The organism is Imperialibacter sp. EC-SDR9, assembly GCF_902498805.1.
Classification (GTDB): Bacteria; Bacteroidota; Bacteroidia; order Cytophagales; family Cyclobacteriaceae; genus Imperialibacter.
On record NZ_LR701577.1, the window covers coordinates 61,268 to 78,717 of the forward strand.

The window sequence follows — 17,450 nt, forward strand, 5'->3', positions numbered from 1 at the left end:
GATTATTTTTTTGCTTTTTCAGAATCAGAAATAATAATGCTCTTCACTTCAGCAATGTTGATCACCGGGAAATACTTAGCAAACAATAAGAACGCTGTGAAGAAAAATCCAAACGAGAACATATACATACCCACATCATACCTGGTTGGGTAAAACATGGCCCAGCTAGAGGGAAGATAGTCACGATGGATAGAAGTAACGATGATGACAAACCGCTCGAACCACATACCTATGTTCACAACAATAGAAAGCACAAATGTGGAAGCCAGGTTGGTACGAATCTTCTTGAACCAGAAAAGCTGCGGAGAAATAACGTTACAGGTCATCATGGAAGCATATGCCCACCAGTAAGGGCCAGACACCCTGTTGATAAAGGCATATTGTTCGTACTCAACACCTGAATACCAGGCAATGAAAAGTTCAGTAATGTATGCCACACCTACAATAGAACCCGTGATGATAATAACGATGTTCATCAATTCGATGTGCTCAATGGTAATATAATCCTCCAGCTTATACACCTTTCTGGTCACCAGAAGAAGCGTTAACACCATAGCAAAACCAGAAAAAATAGCACCTGCAACGAAGTAGGGAGGAAAAATCGTGGTATGCCAGCCAGGTATTACGGAGGTAGCAAAGTCAAACGATACAATAGTGTGAACCGAAAGTACCAGTGGTGTAGCCAATCCCGCAAGGATCAGTGCTACAGACTCATATCTGGACCATGTTTTGGCGGCGCCATCCCAGGCAAAACTCAAGGCACCATAAACGGCCTTCGCTATTGGCCCTGTTGCTCTGTCTCTTATAGTAGCAAAATCGGGAATTAGACCTATGTACCAGAAAACGAGGGATACAGAGAAATATGTACTAATAGCGAAAAAGTCCCATAGCAGCGGTGAGTTAAAATTCACCCAAAGCGATCCGAAAGTGTTCGGGAGTGGAATAGCCCAGTACATTCCCAACCACGGACGGCCCATGTGCAAAATAGGGAACATCAAGGCGCAGATTACAGCGAAAATAGTCATCGCCTCTGCCGCTCTGTTGATCGACATTCTCCACTTCTGACGGAAAAGCAAAAGGATGGCAGAAATCAGCGTTCCTGCGTGACCAATACCCACCCACCATACGAAGTTTGTGATATCCCAAGCCCAACCAACGGTCTTGTTAAGACCCCACATGCCTATACCATCCCAAACGGTGCGGTAAACAGCATATCCGCCAACGATGAGAAGTGCCAAAGCAAACGTAAAGGCCACCATCCACGTTTTGGTTGGCTTCTGCTCTACCCTGGAGCAAATGTCTTCGGTAACATCATGGACGGTCTTTCCATTGGTTACCAGAGGTTTTCTTACTGATGCTACTGCTTGCATAGTATCGATCTTAGGCTTGATTATCAGTTAATTCTTTATTTCTAATCTTGGTGAAATACCAAACATTTGGTTTCACGCCGATTTCCTCGAGCACATTGTAAGCTCTTTCTTCTTTCACTTCAGTGTCTCCTTCTTCAGTAGCAGAAAGGCGAAGTAGCTGAGAAATTCTGCTGTTAGAGTCTTTCATATCACCAAATACGATGGCTTCCGTAGGACATGCAGTAGCGCAAGCTGTTGAAATCTCTCCATCAACAGGGCGTCGGCCTTGCTTTTTGGCATTTAGCTTACCAGTCTGAATTCTTTGCACGCAGAAAGAACATTTTTCCATTACACCACGTGCTCTAACCACCACGTCAGGGTTCAACACCATTTTACCAAGCTCATTGTTCATGGCTGTGTTGTCAGGAAACTGACGGTTGTCGTGGTATTTGAACCAGTTAAAGCGACGTACTTTGAAAGGACAGTTGTTGGCGCAATATCTTGTGCCGATACAACGGTTATAGGTCATTTGGTTAAGACCTTCTGTGCTGTGGGTGGTGGCAGCAACCGGGCAAACAGTCTCACAGGGAGCGTTGTTACACTGCTGACACATCATTGGCTGGAAGGTTACTTCAGGGTTTTCAGATGCTTTTTCCAGCATGCTCAAGCCTTCCATCGACTTGTCTTCTTTGTTTCCCTGGCTGCTGTAGTACCTGTCGATTCTCAACCATGCCATTTCACGACGGTTGACAACTTCTTCTTTTCCTACAACCGGAATATTGTTCTCTACCTGGCAAGCCACTGAACAAGCAGCGCAACCAGTACAGGAGTTGAGGTCAATCACCATGCCCCAATGGTGGTTGTTGTATTCATGGCCTTTCCAAAGAGATACCGCATTAGGTTTCTTAGGGCCTGAATAGCTCGATATCATTGGCTTGTAACGGCCGGCAGATGCATCCGCTTTGTATTCAGCAAGTGTAGCCTCCTGAATAACTGTCTCACGCCCCATAAAAGTCTGGTGCGTTTGTGTCTGCGCAATTCTATAGCTTTCTCCTGTTGGCTCGATGGTTACGCCAGCAACAGAATAAACGATTCCTTCACTATTTGAGCTCAACAATGCAAAGGCATTCACCCCAACACCATCAGCTACTTTGCCTGCTTTCGTACGGCCGTAGCCAAGGGCTAATCCAACAGTGCCAGCTGCCTGGCCTGGCTGAACCACTACTGGCAATGTGACGGTTCCAATACCGGCCTTAACATTCACCTTGGTAGTAAAGCCTTCCTTCATCTCAATGCCCAGTTCGTTGGCAGTGGATTGAGACATGCTGATGTAGTTTTCCCAACAAACCTTAGAAAGTGGATCGGGCATTTCCTGCAACCATGGGTTGTTAGCCTGCTCCCCTGCTCCTATCGCTATACTCTCATAAGTTACCAGCTCTAAACCAGTACCTTTCTTGTATTTACCAGCTATTTTAGTACCAGCAGCATTTACATCGCCTGAAAACTCTACAGCACTCATCGTAGAGGTTGCATCACCCTCAAACACGCCGTTGTATAGACACTGATCCCAAAATGTCTGGAAGTCAGCAATCTCAGTTTGGCTGGCAAAATGCGTCTCTTTCCAATTTTCCTTGATGAAATCAAGATATGAAGTGGACACATTGCCCCAGGTTAAGAAAGACTGTTGTGCCTGGCGTGTATTAAATATATTGCTGATGGCAGGCTGCGAAAGGCTATACTGCCCTTTGGCTGGCTCAGCATCGTTCCATGATTCCAAATAGTGATTATCAGGAGCTACATAAGTCACCTGAGAGGTGGTTTCATCTACTCTATCGGAAGTTGATAGTGTAAATTTGGCCTTAGCAAGGCTCGAACCAATTACTGCACCTTTAGGGTGGTCGTATACCGGGTTACAGTTGAAGAAGATAACGCCGCTCACCAATCCCTGAGACAGGTCGGTGACGAAAACGTCCATCATAGCGTCGTCTCCCTGTTTCGTCATCACAGGAGCATCCCAGCTAAGCGTGCTTCCGTAGTTACCAAGCAGGTTATTAATTGCATTGACAACAGTTTGAACACTGATGTCATTTTCACCCGACACCACAATCGATGATCCCTTGCTGGCCCAAAGATCATTAGCTGCCTTGGTCAAAGTGGCAGTATCATCAACTTTGGCCACTGAAATGGCCGGTGCTCCTGCCTTAGCGGCAATGAGGTTGTATAAGTTGCCTACATAAAGACCAACCTCTGAAGGACGGATAGGCGACCTGTAGTCAGCGTTTGCTCCCGTAAGGGAAAGGTTGGATTCAAAGCTATAAAGCCTTGACATTTCTTTCTTCTTAGGCCCAAGTTTCCTGGTCTCAGCAAATTGCTTCGAAAAAGCCACCGGGTTCAACCATGTTCCCAGGAAATCAGCTCCAAAGGAAACAGTGGTCTTTGATTTATTGAAGTTGTAAGATGGTAAAGCACGAATACCAAATGATGAAAGATTAGCATTCAACGCTCCGCTATATGACGACGCATCGTAAGTAATTACCTGAGTGCTTGGGTAAGCTGCTATGAATTTAGCAATGGCCTTCTTTGTTGAAGGGCTTACGATACTATGGGTAACGATTTTGATTTGTCCGCCAGCCGCTGCAATCTCTCCTAGCTTGGACTTTACCTCAGCATCAAGCGCATCCCAGGTGACAGCCGCACCAGACTTCATCGGGTTTTGCAGCCTTTGCTTGTCGTAAAGAGAAAGCACACTTGCTTCTACCTGAGCAGTTGTTCCCCCGCCTGAGAATTTCGAAAGCTTATTACCTTCAATTTTGATAGGCCTACCCTCTCTTGTTTTAACTACCACACTACAGTAGTCGCTACCATTGATGTAGGTAGAAGCATAGTAGTTGGCAACACTAGGGTCGACATCCACTGGCTTATTAAGGTAGGGTATCGCCTTCCTTATCGGAGCCTCGCAAGCTGCCAAAGAAACGGCGGCGACTCCAAATCCCATCAATTTCAGGAAATCACGACGTGAGTTTCCATTTTCATTTTCACTAATTGGGAGATATTCTGGAAATTCTTTGTCAGCATTCTTAACGAACTCAGGGTCGTTCTTCAGTTGCTCAATTCCCTTCCAATATATTTTAGTATTTTCTTTCATGTTGTCCCAGGAGATGATTTTTCAATTAATAATGACACTTAGCACACTCCAAACCACCGTTGTCTTCGACGGTCATTGGCTTTTTGCTCTTCTTTTCGTGGAGCTCCACTAGTTTGTCATAATAAGCGTTATCCTTGGTATTTATTTGTGTTTCTCTGTGGCAGTTGATACACCAGCCCATTGTTAACGGAGCGAACTGGTACACTACGTCCATTTCCTGAATCTCTCCATGGCAAGTCTGGCATTCAAGCCCTCCTACCTTCACGTGCTGCGAATGATTGAAATATGCCAGGTCGGGCAGGTTGTGCACCCTCACCCATTCGATTGGTTGATTGTTATCAATAGCATTGTATATTTTTTGAATTTCTGGAGACATGCCTGTTTGACCTCCCACGTTTTGAATAACTGTATGGCAATTCATACAAATATTGGGCGATGGGATGTTGGCTGACTTGCTGGTTCTCACCCCCGTGTGGCAATAGTTACAGTCAATTTCCATTTGACCGGCGTGCAGCTTGTGGGAGAATGCTATGGGCTGCGCAGGCTGGTATCCTTGCTGCACTCCCACAGTGAACAGACCGTCGATAACACTCTTAAGCACAATGGCTGTGAAAATAAATACAGCAAAGCCCATGAAGGTGTTTCCTTTGAGGGTCTTACCCAGGTCGAACCTGTTCTGAACGACATCTTTGTCCGCTTCATCCAGGTCATCCTTTTGAGCAAGGTATTTTGTTAAAACTGAAACTATCAGTACAAGCACCAATAGGATCAAGGCCAATACTATCAGAAGGCCTATCAATATAATGTTGATATACTCTGATGGAACGCCTGAACCACCTCCCTGAGCCACCTGACCATCGGTCGTAGTAGTGGTAGGGTCAGCCGTTTCAGCCGGTTTTGTAGATTCCGCCTTCAAATAAGCAACAACTGATAAGATTTCTTCGTTTGAGAAATCAAACGAGGTCATTTGAGTCTTGTTGTACTCATTGTAAAGCTTAACGGCATAGTCGTCGCCGCTTTGGATTACCTTTTGGGAGTTCTGTACGAAGCTGATAATCCATGGCAAAGGTCTGCGAGTGTGAATATCACGCAAGGCCGGGCCCACAACCCGATCATTTATTGCGTGGCACACTGTACAGTTTTGTTTGAATAATGCTTCTCCGGCTGAGATAACCGCCGGGTCAGAAGGAATGCCGTCGTCCGCTCCGCCTGATGCAGCTTCACCGTCCTGAGCAAACGCTACAGTAGCGGAGAATATTAATGCAACGAGGGATAGACAAAAGGTGCGGGTTAGGTGTCTGCTTTTTTCCTTGAAAGGAGAGAATTTTACAGGTTTTAGCATCTTTTGTGTTGTACCTTTTAGAGTCCTTGCAAATCTAATATGGGAGTCAATCTTTTCAAAAACTTATTTAGAGGTAAATTTTTGTCCGATTTTGAACTACTGTGCAATAATATCTAAAACCTTTGAATACCAATTAATTAAAAGGCCTTATCAATGAAAAAATGATCTATTTAGAATAATTTTAAATTAGGCCGGGATTGAACATTTTGAGGAGGGGTTAAAATAAGAAAAGAGAGGCAAATAGCCTCTCTTTTTTATTGAGGTCGAGAGCGGATTCGAACCGCTGTAGGAGCTTTTGCAGAGCTCTGCCTAGCCACTCGGCCACTCGACCATTTTTGGGACTGCAAATCTAGAAATTATCTATATCAGTCCAAATGTTTCAATGGTAAAACAATCAAAATAAAAAAAGGTGCCGAAGCACCTTTTTTCTATTGTTCAGTTATTCTGATTTCTCATCAGCGGCGTCGGCTTCATCAGCCTTGGCTTTTTTTGCTTTTGGCTTGGCTGCTTCAGCTGCGGGCTTTTCTTCAGCCTTCGCTTTCGCCGCTGGCTTTTCTTCCTCAGCCTTTGCTGCTGCCTTTGGCTTTGCTGCCTCTTTCTTAGGTGCAGTAGCCTTGCTTTCCATCTGCTCTTTCAATGCTGAAAGTGCTTCAAGATCACCAAGGGTTGTTTTCTCAGCATCTTTGTTGATTCTGTCAACAGCCTTCGACTTTCCTTTCACATCTTTCTTAGCAGGAGCCGCCTTTGGTCTTTCCTGAGGCTGTGGCTCGCTAAAGATAGCAGTATGAGAAAGAGCAATGCGCTTCTCATCTTTAGAAAACTCCATTACCATGAAGTCAAGTGTTTCTCCGGCTTCAGCAACTGATCCGTCTTCCTTAGTAAGGTTTTTGGTAGTTGAAAATCCTTCAAGACCGTAAGGCAATTCAAGGATCGCTCCTTTTTCGCTCTTATTGATGATCGTACACTTGTGAACAGATCCTCTGGTGAATACAGTTTCGAAAGTATCCCAAGGGTTTTCTTCAAGGTGCTTGTGGCTTAGCGCCAGTCTTCTGTTGTCAACGTCAAGTTCAAGAACAACTACTTCAAGCTCGTCTCCTACTTTAACGAATTCAGATGGGTGCTTGATCTTCTTGGTCCATGACAAGTCAGACACGTGCACAAGACCGTCGATGCCTTCTTCAAGCTCAATGAACAAGCCGAAGTTAGTCAGGTTACGAACCACGCCTTTGTGCTTGGTACCTACTGCATAGCTAACAATAAGGTCTTGCTTGGTCCATGGATCTTCAGAAAGCTGCTTGATACCAAGTGACATTTTGCGCTCGTCTCTGTCGATAGTCAACACAACCGCTTCGATTTCATCGCCAATGCTGATGAAGTCTTGAGGGTTGCGCAGGTGCTGAGACCATGACATTTCAGATACGTGGATCAAACCTTCAACGCCAGGAAGCAATTCAAGGAATGCACCGTAATCTGCTACGTTCACAATCTTGCCTTTCACTTTAGAGCCAATTTCGATCTCTTTGCCAAGTGAATCCCAAGGATGTGACGTAAGTTGTTTCATACCCAGAGAAATACGCTTCTTCTCATCATCGAAGTCAAGTACAACCACGTTGACTTTTGCGTCAAGCTGAAGTACTTCTTCCGGATGATTGATACGTCCCCAGGAGATATCAGTAATGTGCAACAGGCCGTCAACACCACCAAGGTCGATGAACACACCAAAGTTGGTCATGTTCTTGATCACACCTTCGAGTACCTGACCTTTTTCAAGGTTGTTCAGGATTTCAGCCTTTTGCTTCTCAAGATCTTTTTCGATCAATACTTTGTGAGATACTACCACGTTGTCGTTGGTGTAGTTGATCTTCACAACTTTCACTTCCATTTTCTTGCCAACGAACACATCGAAGTCACGAATTGGCTTCACATCAATTTGTGAGCCTGGAAGGAATGCCTCAACACCATAGATGTCGACGATAAGACCACCTTTGGTACGGCGTTTCACCATACCTTCGATTACTTCATCGTGCTCATAAGCGTGTTGGATCGTTTCCCATGCCTTAACGATTTTAGCTTTTCTTCTTGAAAGAACAAGCTGCCCGTTGGCATTTTCCTGCTCCTCAATATACACCTGTACTTCGTCACCAACTTTCAACTCAGGTCTGTCACGAAATTCAGACAGGGCCACAAGTCCGTCGGATTTGAAACCGATGTTAACGATTACGTCACGGTCAGTAATACCTACAACCGTTCCGTTGATCACTTCTTTTTCAGTGATCGAGTTAAGAGTGCCTTCATAGAGTTTCTCCATTTCGGCACGCTTTGATTTTGAATAGCCTTCGCCAAATCCTTTGGCTGACAAGCCTTCCCAATCAAATTCTACTGCTGTTTCTCCCATAAAAATAAAGGTCCAAAATTACACTGTTGCAGCAGGACCAGCCCACAACAATATTTAGTTTAAACTCATCCAGAATGCCCGGAAGCCCATTCACCCGAATGGGAGCGCAAAATTAGACATTTTTCACTAAGATTAAAAATAGGTGTATTAATAATGCCTTAGTGCCTCCACGCCAGGAATAATTCTTCTTTGAAAAGAGAAACATAAGTAAGTATTTCGAGCTTACTCAGTTTTAACCCATTTGTAAAAGTATATGAAACCAACCATTCTACTCATTGTTATCGGCCTGGCCTTTACAGCGTGCCAGGAAACCCCCAAGGCCGACATGGTCATTTGGGGAGGTAATATTTACACCGCCGTGGGCGGACAGAAGGCAGATGCTGTGGCTGTAACCGGCGACTCTATTATATATGTGGGTAGCAAAGATGGCGCTGAAGATATGGTGGGGCCGGAAACTCAGGTGATTAATCTTGAAGGCAAAACGATGACACCGGGTTTTATTGAATCTCATGCGCATATTATGGGCGTGGGTTACAACCTGATGAACGTGGATTTGATGGCCACAACCAGTTACGAGGAGCTTGTGGCACAGGTGAAAAAAGCTGCAGACGAAACCCCGGAGGGTGAGTGGATACTTGGCAGAGGCTGGCACCAGGACAAATGGATAAAGCCAGCGGAGAGAATGGTCGACGGCTTTCAAACACACCATTTGCTAAGTGAAGCGGTTCCGAATCACCCGGTGTTTCTTTCGCATGCGAGCGGACACGCTGGTTTTGCCAATGCCAAAGCCATGGAACTTGCCGGCATCACCAAAGACACGAAGACACCAGACGGCGGTGATATCTTCCGTGACATCAACGGCGAGCCTACGGGACTGTTTAACGAGACGGCTCAGGGGCTCATTAGGGCTGCTATTCCTGAAACCACTATCGAAAAACAGCAAAGGGCGCTTGAGCTAGCTGTTGAGGCGTGTTTAGAATTGGGCATTACCAGTTTCCAAAACGCTGGAGCGGGCAAAGATGATATTGAGCTTTTCAAGCAGTTTGCTGAAGAAGGAAAACTCAAAATAAGGCTCTACACAATGTTGAGCGGGCATGACCAGGCTCTGCTGGAGGAATACTACGACAAGGGGCCTGAAATCGGGCTTGGCGACAATCACCTGACGGTTCGTTCGATCAAGCTGTACTCAGATGGTGCGCTCGGTTCAAGAGGTGCCTGGCTGCTGGAAGAATACAGCGACATGCCGGGGGTGTTTGGCCACAATGTGACGCCAATGGAAGAAATAGAGAAAGTGACCAACGAAGGGCTGGCCGCTGGCTTCCAGATTTGCACGCACGCCATTGGTGATCGGGGTAATCAGGAGGTACTGGATATCTATGAAGCCGCTCTGAGGAACAACCCTGAAAACGCCAAAGATTCACGGTTCAGGATTGAACATGCACAACACCTCGACCTGGCCGATATCCCAAGGTTTGCGGAACTGGGCGTGATTGCAGCTATGCAAGCCATTCACATGTCGAGCGACAGACCCTGGGCCATAAACAGGCTGGGCGAAAAAAGAATTGTGGATGGCGCCTACGTGTGGCAAAAGCTTTTGCAAAGTGGTGCTAAAGTGATCAATGGAACCGATGCGCCGGTGGAACCGCTTGCCCCACTCCCCTCCTTTTATGCATCGGTGACTCGCAAGACACTGAAAGGAACCCCTGAAGGCGGTTATGAAGCTGACCAGAAAATGACCCGGGAGCAGGCCCTGGTTTCTTACACGCTGGATGCTGCTTATGGCGCTTTTGAGGAGGACATCAAAGGGTCTATTGAAGTGGGCAAACTCGCTGATTTCACTGTCTTTGATAAGGATATCATGACTATCGACGAAAAAAACATTCTTGACACTCAGGTGATGATGACCATTGTGGGTGGAGAGGTGCTATTTGAAAGATAAAAATTAACCCCGGCCAAAAGCCGGGGTTTAACTCTCCACCTACCAAACTACTGAAACTTACTTTTCAATTTTGTGGCGTGCTATGGGTCAATCGCTGACCATCCTCAAGCAATTGCTTTTTCAAAGCGTCGTAATTGACAGCCTGCACGCTTTGACTGTTGTCGATGGCCAATGCAGCTGCTGTGGCTGCCGACTGGCCCAGTACCATGAACACAGGCTCCATTCTGATTGAGCCAAAAGCGATATGGCTGGCAGAAAGCGCCACAGGTACCAGCAGGTTGGTAGCCTGGTCTTTCTTCGGCACAATGGAACGGTAGGATATTGGATATGGAGGAAAACCTCCCACCTCTACATTGCCTTCATTTTTCACCATGCCATCCACTACTATGCGCTGACAGTTGTGGGAGTCCATGGTGTATGCAGCTAATCCTATGGGGTCAGTTATCACTTCCTCCCCAACACAGTTGGCTTGCGTCATGACATATTCTCCGATCATGCGGCGTACTTCCCTCACATACAACTGCGGCGACCAATTGCCGTTGCTGGTGTATTCATCTTTGGGGTAGCCCCAGGTTTTCATTTCTTCCCGAAGTTCCGCTGGCACCCGTGGATCAGAAGCGTAGAAATAAAGCAACCCCTTTGTGTAGTCCACATGCTCTTTCACGATGGCCTCCCTCTCCTCGTAGCTAGCCTCTGGATAGGCATGACTCATACCGATCATGTCAGTAGAAAACGCACCCCTGTTGTTAATGTCTGTCTTCTCATTGGGCATGTGGCTCCAGATAAAGTGGTTGTTCAGCTTTCTCCTGTCTGGCAAGGCCTCCAGAAGTCTCAACAGCAGTTCATATCTGGCAGGGTCGTAGTTGTCAGGCTCGGTGATTGGCACCATATTGTCCTGATTAGTCGTAAGGCAAATCCTGAAGTTGTATGTCTGCACCAAATCGTCGCCGCTGCCTTGTTCTTTCAACTCTGCGTCGGTTATGCCCCATAGCAGGCCGCTGGTTGGGTCACCTTTTTTAACGTAGGGGTCGATACCGTCGGGAAATTGATGCCCATCCAATAACTGCACTCCATTATAGGTCTCACCATAAACACTGTTAGCCTCACGGCCTACATGGTAGCTCACTCCTGCATCGGCCATCAGATCCCCTTCGTAGGTGGCATCAATAAACATTTTGGCTTCGTAGACTGTGCCGTCTTCCATCACAATTTGCTCAATGACCGCACCATCCATTGTGACGCCGGTCTCTCTATTTAGTCTTTTGTACACCAGCTCAATCTTCTCTTTTGCTATCATCTGTTCATAAACCTTCATTGCTGCCGAAGGCTCAAAAGTCCACATAGTAGGCTCACCTTCCACTGTGCGGGTTTGCCCACCATCCATATAGGCGGATGGCTCCTGCCATTTCCAGTTGGCGGGGTCGTTGTAATGGGTGCGGATATTGGCATAAAACTCCCGTGCTATGCCGCCGATGGCTTGTTTGTTGCCAATATCTGTTTGCCCCAGTCCGCCAGTAGTTAAGCCGCCAATGTGTTTTGATGGTTCGATAAGTAGTACCTTTTTGCCCATTCTGGACGCCTGAATAGCCGCTGCAATGCCGCCGGAGGTTCCTCCGTACACAACAATGTCGTATCCTGACGACTGTTCCTCGCTGGTGGAAGAAGAACAAGAAAAAATGAAAACTAAGGCAAGTAATAAGATGATATTTTTCATAAAGATTGTAGTTAGTCGGTTGTTTAGATGTCTTCCATTGTAAGCTTCTGAGTGTCTTTAATAAGTTGCGCCTTGAGCTTCTCATAGTCTACTCCCTGCACTGGTACATTGTCAGCTATTGCCTGCACAGCAGCAGTGGCAGCACTCTGCCCCAGGATCATGAAAACTGGTTCCATTCTGATAGAGCCGAAGGCAATATGCGTGCTTGATACACAAACAGGCACCAGCAGGTTTTCACATTCATTGGCCTTTGGTACGATAGCGCCATATGAAATACTGTAAGGCTGTGGTGCATGGACTCCAATGTCGCCTTCGTTTTGGACAAAGCCGTCTGCAGTTACGTACCTTTGAGAGTTGTGAGCATCCAGGGTGTAAGAGCCCATCCCCACTGGCTTAGGCACTACATTGTGGTTCAGCACGTCGTGCTCAGTCATTACGTGGTCTCCTATCATGCGTCTTGCCTCCCGCACGTAGATTTGATGAGGCCAGTTGCCATTGTCGGTAAATTCATCCTTTGCGAGGCCCCATTGGCTCATCTCCTTACGAACCTCTTCAGGTACATTGGGATCATTCGCCAGGTAATACATCAAGCCCTTTTGATATTTCTCGTGCTCAGCAATGATCTCCCTTCTTCTTGCGTAGCTGGCCTCGGGGTAGTCGTAGTTCATACCAATAAAATCTGTGCTGAAAGGGCCATGATTATTGGTGTCGGTCTTCCTATTAGGGATGGGGTCGAATTTCTGAAATGTTTCGCCCCAGCCGGCAGCATACACCCTGGCCAGCAATTCGTATTTTGACGGGTCATAGCCTTCCGGTTTGGCAAAAGGCACACGGCTGTCGGGGTGGTTGCTCAGGCACATACGAAAGCAATAAGCCTGTATCTTGTGGTCGCCAGAACTATTAGGGCCAGGCTTGTCACTTGAAATGTAGGGAAGAAGCCCGCTTGATGGGTCTCCTGGTACCACATAAGGGTCAATATTTTCTTTAAAATAGTGGCCATGATGAAATACACCAGCCTGCACACCATTCCACTCTTCGCCATACGCACTATTGGCCTCACGGCCTACGTGAAAGCTTACACCAGCACTAGCCATGAGGTCGCCCTCATAGGTGGCGTCGATGAACATCTTCCCGGTAAATGCTTTACCGCTAAGCGTTTTGAAAGAAATAATCCTACTATTTTCCTTCACCAAGCCGCCTTCCCGGTCAAGCCATTCGTCTCTGTAAATTTCGATTTCATTTTCAGCGATAAAATCCTCAAATACATTCTCGGCAGCATGAGGTTCAAATATCCACATGGTTCTTGAGTTGCCATCGATGGCTGGCGTTCCCTGCCCTTTGTTGCCATACTCCGACTGCAGCTGCCATTGCCAGGAGTCGGGTTTTTGGTAGTGCTGGTAGAGCCGGTGGTAAAATTCTCTTGACAAGCCTCCTATCACTTCTTTTCTGCCAGTGTCAGTGAAGCCCAGACCACCAGACGACAGTCCTCCGAGGTGGATATCGGGAGACACAATAATGACCGTCTTTCCCATTTTCTTGGCCTGTACGGCGGCGGTTACGGCTGCGGAGGTGCCGCCGTAAATGATAATATCAGCCTTGTACACTCCGGTTGGGGTATCACATGCACTTACTAGCAGGGCAGTGATCAAAAAAACACTGCGTGTTAGGCATAATTTGCGGCTTAGGAATACTGTCATTTTAAAAATGTTTGATGTGACGAAGTATGCATGAGGGAATGATCCTGGAATAAACCCAATTTCAAGTTTTTTCAGACTTACACCAATGGTTCTGCTGCAAGTGGTAAAAACTTATCCCTTCTATAGATGCGGATGATAGTTAAGCTTTCCTAATTTTAGGTTCGCTATGAAAATCGAAGAAAATAAGAGTTTACATCCCTATCACACGTTTCACCTTGATATCAGAGTCAAATATTTCACTGAAGCCAAATCGGTTGACGAGCTAAAGGAAATCATCAATTCAGAGATTTTCAAAAGTAATTCTCACCTAATTCTTGGTGGCGGCAGCAACGTTCTGTTCACGAAAGATTTTGAGGGTCTGGTAGTAAAACTTTCGTTGCCAGGTGTTCAGGTGCGAGAAGAAAGTCAGGATGAGGTAATTATAAAAGTAGGAGCTGGCGTGGTGTGGCATGAGTTGGTGATGCAATGCGTGGCGAAGGGCTGGGGAGGCATCGAAAATCTATCGCTGATCCCGGGGACGGTAGGTGCGGCGCCCATGCAAAACATTGGGGCTTATGGCGTGGAGATCAAAGATGTATTTCATAGCCTCGAAGCTTTGGAGGTTGAATCTGGCAAAACCAGAACGTTCAATAACAATGAATGTGAGTTTGGCTACCGGGAGAGCGTTTTCAAAAAGGGCCTAAAGGACAAGTTCATCATTACATCGGTCACTTTTGTGCTTCAAAAAGAGGCTAAAGTCAACACGACGTACGGTGCCATTAATGAGACGCTGGCAAGCTGGAATATCGAACACCCTACTATAGCCGATGTGAGCAGGGCGGTCATTCACATCCGCCAATCAAAGCTTCCCAACCCTGATGAAATTGGCAACGCAGGAAGCTTTTTTAAAAATCCCACTATATCAGGAGAGACTTATGAGCGGCTCAGAAATGAGTATTCGGACATGCCAGGCTATCCGCAGGAAGACGGCGCCATGAAAGTACCTGCTGGATGGTTGATAGAAAAAGACGGATGGAAGGGAAAAACTATCGGGCAAATTGGCGTACATAAAAACCAGGCACTGGTGCTGGTGAACTATGGCAACGGCAGTGGGCACGACATCTGGGAGCTGGCCCAGCAAATACAGGCTTCTGTAAAAAAGCGATTTGGTATTGAACTGTCGGCCGAAGTGAATATTGTATAGGCTAATCTATTTGCCCCACCGCTTCACAATGTCTCCATAAGCATCAATTCTTCTGTCTCTGAAGAAAGGCCAAATCCTACGAACATCCTCTGCCCTGCCTAAATCAACATCCAGCACGACATTCTCAGCCAGATCTGAGGGGCTTATATACAAAAACTCTCCCTGTGGGCCGGCTACGAAGCTATGCCCCCAGAACCGACTACCGCTACCCACACCGCTAAAGTCGGGTTCAAAGCCTACTCTGTTCACACTTACCACAGGCAAGCCATTGGCGACAGCGTGCCCTCGTTGGGAAATGATCCAGGCGTCTTGTTGGCGTTTTTGCTCTTCTTTGGTGTCGTGCGGATCCCAGCCAATAGCTGTCGGGTAGATCAGCAAGTCAGCACCCGCCATCGCCATCAGTCTCGCTCCTTCAGGATACCACTGATCCCAACAAACCAATACTCCCAGCTTTCCAACAGAAGTTTCCACTGGATTGAAGCCCATGTCTCCTGGAGTGAAGTAGAATTTTTCGTAGTAACCGGGGTCGTCAGGAATGTGCATTTTGCGGTAGGTTCCAGCAATAGTTCCGTCTTTTTCCAGCACCACGGCAGTGTTGTGATACAACCCAGGCGCCCTTTTTTCAAATAGGGATGTCACTAACACAATGCCCAGCTCTTTAGCAATGACACCGAACTCTTCTGTGGAGGGGCCCGGAATGCTTTCGGCCATATCGAACCGGTTGACGTCCTCCGCCTGGCAAAAGTAGACGCCTGTATGGAGTTCTTGCAACACCACTAATTGTGCACCTCTTCTGGCACATTCCCTTATGCCGGCAATGCTCTTAGCCACATTGTCTTTTCTCACTTCGGAGCAAGATTGCTGCACGTAGCCAACTTTCAGTATTTTCTCTGCCATAGTTTTTCTGGTTTTGAAATCTATACAACTACTCCCACAGGGTATTGCATGGTTACACAATGTAAGGAGCCATGCTGGAGGATCAAAGGCCTGCAATCGATCCCCACAATTTCGTGCTGAGGAAAGGCCTTTTGAATGATGGCTGCCGCCTCCTGATCTTTAGGCGAACGGTAAAACGGAACCAAAACAGCCCCATTGATGATGAGATAGTTAGCGTACGTAGCAGGTAGACGGTTACCATCATCGTCAAATGCCACATCGGCCATCGGCAGTGGAATCAGCTCATAAGTGATTCCGTTCGAATTGGTCAGGTTTTGCAACTCTGCCTCCATTTTTTTCAACGCCTGGTAGTGCTCATCGGCGGTGTCATCGCATTTCACATACAGTATTTTATTGCCAGGCACGAGCCTCGCCAGTGTGTCAATATGTGAGTCGGTATCGTCGCCTGCCAGGTACCCATTATTCAGCCAAAGTACTTTTTTAACTCCAAACAACTCTTTCAACTTGTCTTCCACTTCCTGCTTCGACAGGTGTGGGTTTCTGTTGGGAGAAAGTAAGCATTCAGTAGTTGTGAGCAGCGTCCCTTCTCCATCAGATTCAAAAGAGCCTCCTTCGAAAGCCAAACCCGCATGCCGCATGGGCACTTTTCCAAAGATTCCTCTTTCGTGAAGTCGCCCGGAAATCAGATTGTCTTTGTCAGCAGCAAATTTCAATCCCCAGCCATTGAAAACGAAATCCAGCAAAACCGGTTTTCCGTCCTCCTCAATGCTGATAGCACCATGGTCTCTGGCCCAGGTATCGTTGGTCGGCAACTCTACCAAAATCAGGCCCGCTGACTCCGAACCAATCTGCTTTCGCACAGCCTCGCTGTCCTTGCACACCACCACCAGCTTTTGCCGTTCCAATATCTCTCTGGCTATCGCTACAAAACATGGCACCACAATGTCCATGTCCTCAGCCCAATCGCTCTCTTCATGTGGCCATGTTAGCTGCACCGCACTTTGCTGTTCCCATTCTGCCGGAAGGCGTCTGTTTATCATGGTGCAAATATAGATTTCTGGAAATTAAATGAAGAATAAACAAGGGAGCTCAAATAACAAATAGCAAGCATCAAAACTCAAATAAAAACGGAGCGAAGAAACACGAAACTCCAAAAAGCACTGCACAACCATGCTTACTACGGCAGGCTTATATTTGCCATTTGGAGCCTTGGTGCTTAATTGAAATTTGAGTTTTGGTTCTTGGGATTTCCACTAAATCATGTGCGTCACATTGGTCAATGTGCCTTCGTACTTCACGGCCTCCACACCAAACTTCCTGAGGAAGTCGATTCCTTCGTCGTTGGGAATACCCTTGTGTTCGGCGTACGACTTGAGGTAAATCACTTTCGAAATGCCCATGGTGTAGATAATCCTGGCGCAGGAAAGACATGGGGACAGCGTGACGTAAATGGTGGCACCGTCAACCGTCGCCTTATTTTTCACTGCGTATAGTATTGCATTCTGCTCGGCATGAATCGCCAATGAGCAGCCGCCTTTCGAATCCCGGGGGCAGCCTACCTCCGGCCACTCCAGATCGCAGTTGTGCGTGCCCGCTGGCGGCCCATTGTAACCTATAGAAATGATCCTGGTTTCCTTGGTAAGCACAGCCCCCACATGCCGCTTGATACAATGAGACCGCTTGGCAAGGTTCACTGCCAATTCCATATAAATGTCGTCAAATGCGGGTTTTTCCATCAGGATGAGGGGCCTTGCCAGGTTTTGAACTTTTACCGGAGATATTTGGTTTA

11 protein-coding genes and 1 tRNA gene are annotated in these 17,450 nt (G+C 46.8%); 2 read left to right on the top strand and 10 right to left on the bottom strand.

Going from position 1 to position 17,450, the window contains the following annotated elements:
* Positions 1 to 2: 2 nt before the first annotated feature.
* The 5 genes from nrfD to rpsA all read right to left on the bottom strand — a co-directional run bounded on the left by nrfD (position 3) and on the right by rpsA (position 8,231).
* Complete coding sequence (nrfD, locus tag GC130_RS05920; protein ID WP_151997358.1) at positions 3 to 1,370, bottom strand: NrfD/PsrC family molybdoenzyme membrane anchor subunit; 1,368 nt, start codon at positions 1,368 to 1,370, stop codon at positions 3 to 5.
* A gap of 10 nt (positions 1,371 to 1,380) precedes the next feature.
* A complete protein-coding gene (locus tag GC130_RS05925; RefSeq protein WP_151997359.1) occupies positions 1,381 to 4,494 on the bottom strand; it encodes a TAT-variant-translocated molybdopterin oxidoreductase in 3,114 nt (1,037 codons plus the stop codon).
* A gap of 25 nt (positions 4,495 to 4,519) precedes the next feature.
* Entirely contained in the window at positions 4,520 to 5,836 is a 1,317-nt protein-coding gene (locus GC130_RS05930) for a c-type cytochrome (RefSeq protein ID WP_151997360.1), read from the bottom strand.
* A gap of 260 nt (positions 5,837 to 6,096) precedes the next feature.
* A tRNA-Cys gene (locus GC130_RS05935) sits at positions 6,097 to 6,167 on the bottom strand.
* A gap of 108 nt (positions 6,168 to 6,275) precedes the next feature.
* Positions 6,276 to 8,231 carry a 30S ribosomal protein S1 gene (gene rpsA / locus GC130_RS05940; protein WP_151997361.1) on the bottom strand — a complete coding sequence of 652 codons (1,956 nt, stop codon included), beginning with the start codon at positions 8,229 to 8,231 and terminating at the stop codon, positions 6,276 to 6,278.
* 253 nt (positions 8,232 to 8,484) lie between these two features.
* Between rpsA and GC130_RS05945 the strand changes: the two genes are divergently transcribed.
* Positions 8,485 to 10,170, top strand: a complete 1,686-nt coding sequence (locus tag GC130_RS05945) for an amidohydrolase (RefSeq protein ID WP_151997362.1) — start codon at positions 8,485 to 8,487, stop codon at positions 10,168 to 10,170.
* Between the two features lie 64 nt (positions 10,171 to 10,234).
* On the opposite strand, the gene GC130_RS05950 is transcribed toward GC130_RS05945, so the two are convergent.
* Both GC130_RS05950 and GC130_RS05955 read right to left on the bottom strand, forming a co-directional pair.
* A complete protein-coding gene (locus GC130_RS05950) occupies positions 10,235 to 11,884 on the bottom strand; it encodes an FAD-dependent oxidoreductase (RefSeq protein WP_151997363.1) in 1,650 nt (549 codons plus the stop codon).
* 23 nt (positions 11,885 to 11,907) lie between these two features.
* Positions 11,908 to 13,581, bottom strand: coding sequence for an FAD-dependent oxidoreductase (locus GC130_RS05955; RefSeq protein WP_151997364.1), 1,674 nt, complete (start codon positions 13,579 to 13,581; stop codon positions 11,908 to 11,910).
* Positions 13,582 to 13,747: 166 nt separating this feature from the next.
* Between GC130_RS05955 and murB the strand changes: the two genes are divergently transcribed.
* Complete coding sequence (gene murB / locus GC130_RS05960) at positions 13,748 to 14,764, top strand: UDP-N-acetylmuramate dehydrogenase (RefSeq protein WP_151997365.1); 1,017 nt, start codon at positions 13,748 to 13,750, stop codon at positions 14,762 to 14,764.
* Between the two features lie 6 nt (positions 14,765 to 14,770).
* On the opposite strand, the gene GC130_RS05965 is transcribed toward murB, so the two are convergent.
* The 3 genes from GC130_RS05965 to GC130_RS05975 form a co-directional block, all read right to left on the bottom strand.
* Complete coding sequence (locus tag GC130_RS05965) at positions 14,771 to 15,661, bottom strand: carbon-nitrogen hydrolase (RefSeq protein ID WP_151997366.1); 891 nt, start codon at positions 15,659 to 15,661, stop codon at positions 14,771 to 14,773.
* 20 nt (positions 15,662 to 15,681) lie between these two features.
* On the bottom strand, positions 15,682 to 16,701 hold the full coding sequence (locus GC130_RS05970; RefSeq protein WP_151997367.1) for an agmatine/peptidylarginine deiminase: 1,020 nt from the start codon (positions 16,699 to 16,701) through the stop codon (positions 15,682 to 15,684).
* A 213-nt stretch (positions 16,702 to 16,914) separates the two neighbouring features.
* Positions 16,915 to 17,397, bottom strand: a complete 483-nt coding sequence (locus tag GC130_RS05975) for a dCMP deaminase family protein (RefSeq protein ID WP_151997368.1) — start codon at positions 17,395 to 17,397, stop codon at positions 16,915 to 16,917.
* Positions 17,398 to 17,450: the final 53 nt, after the last annotated feature.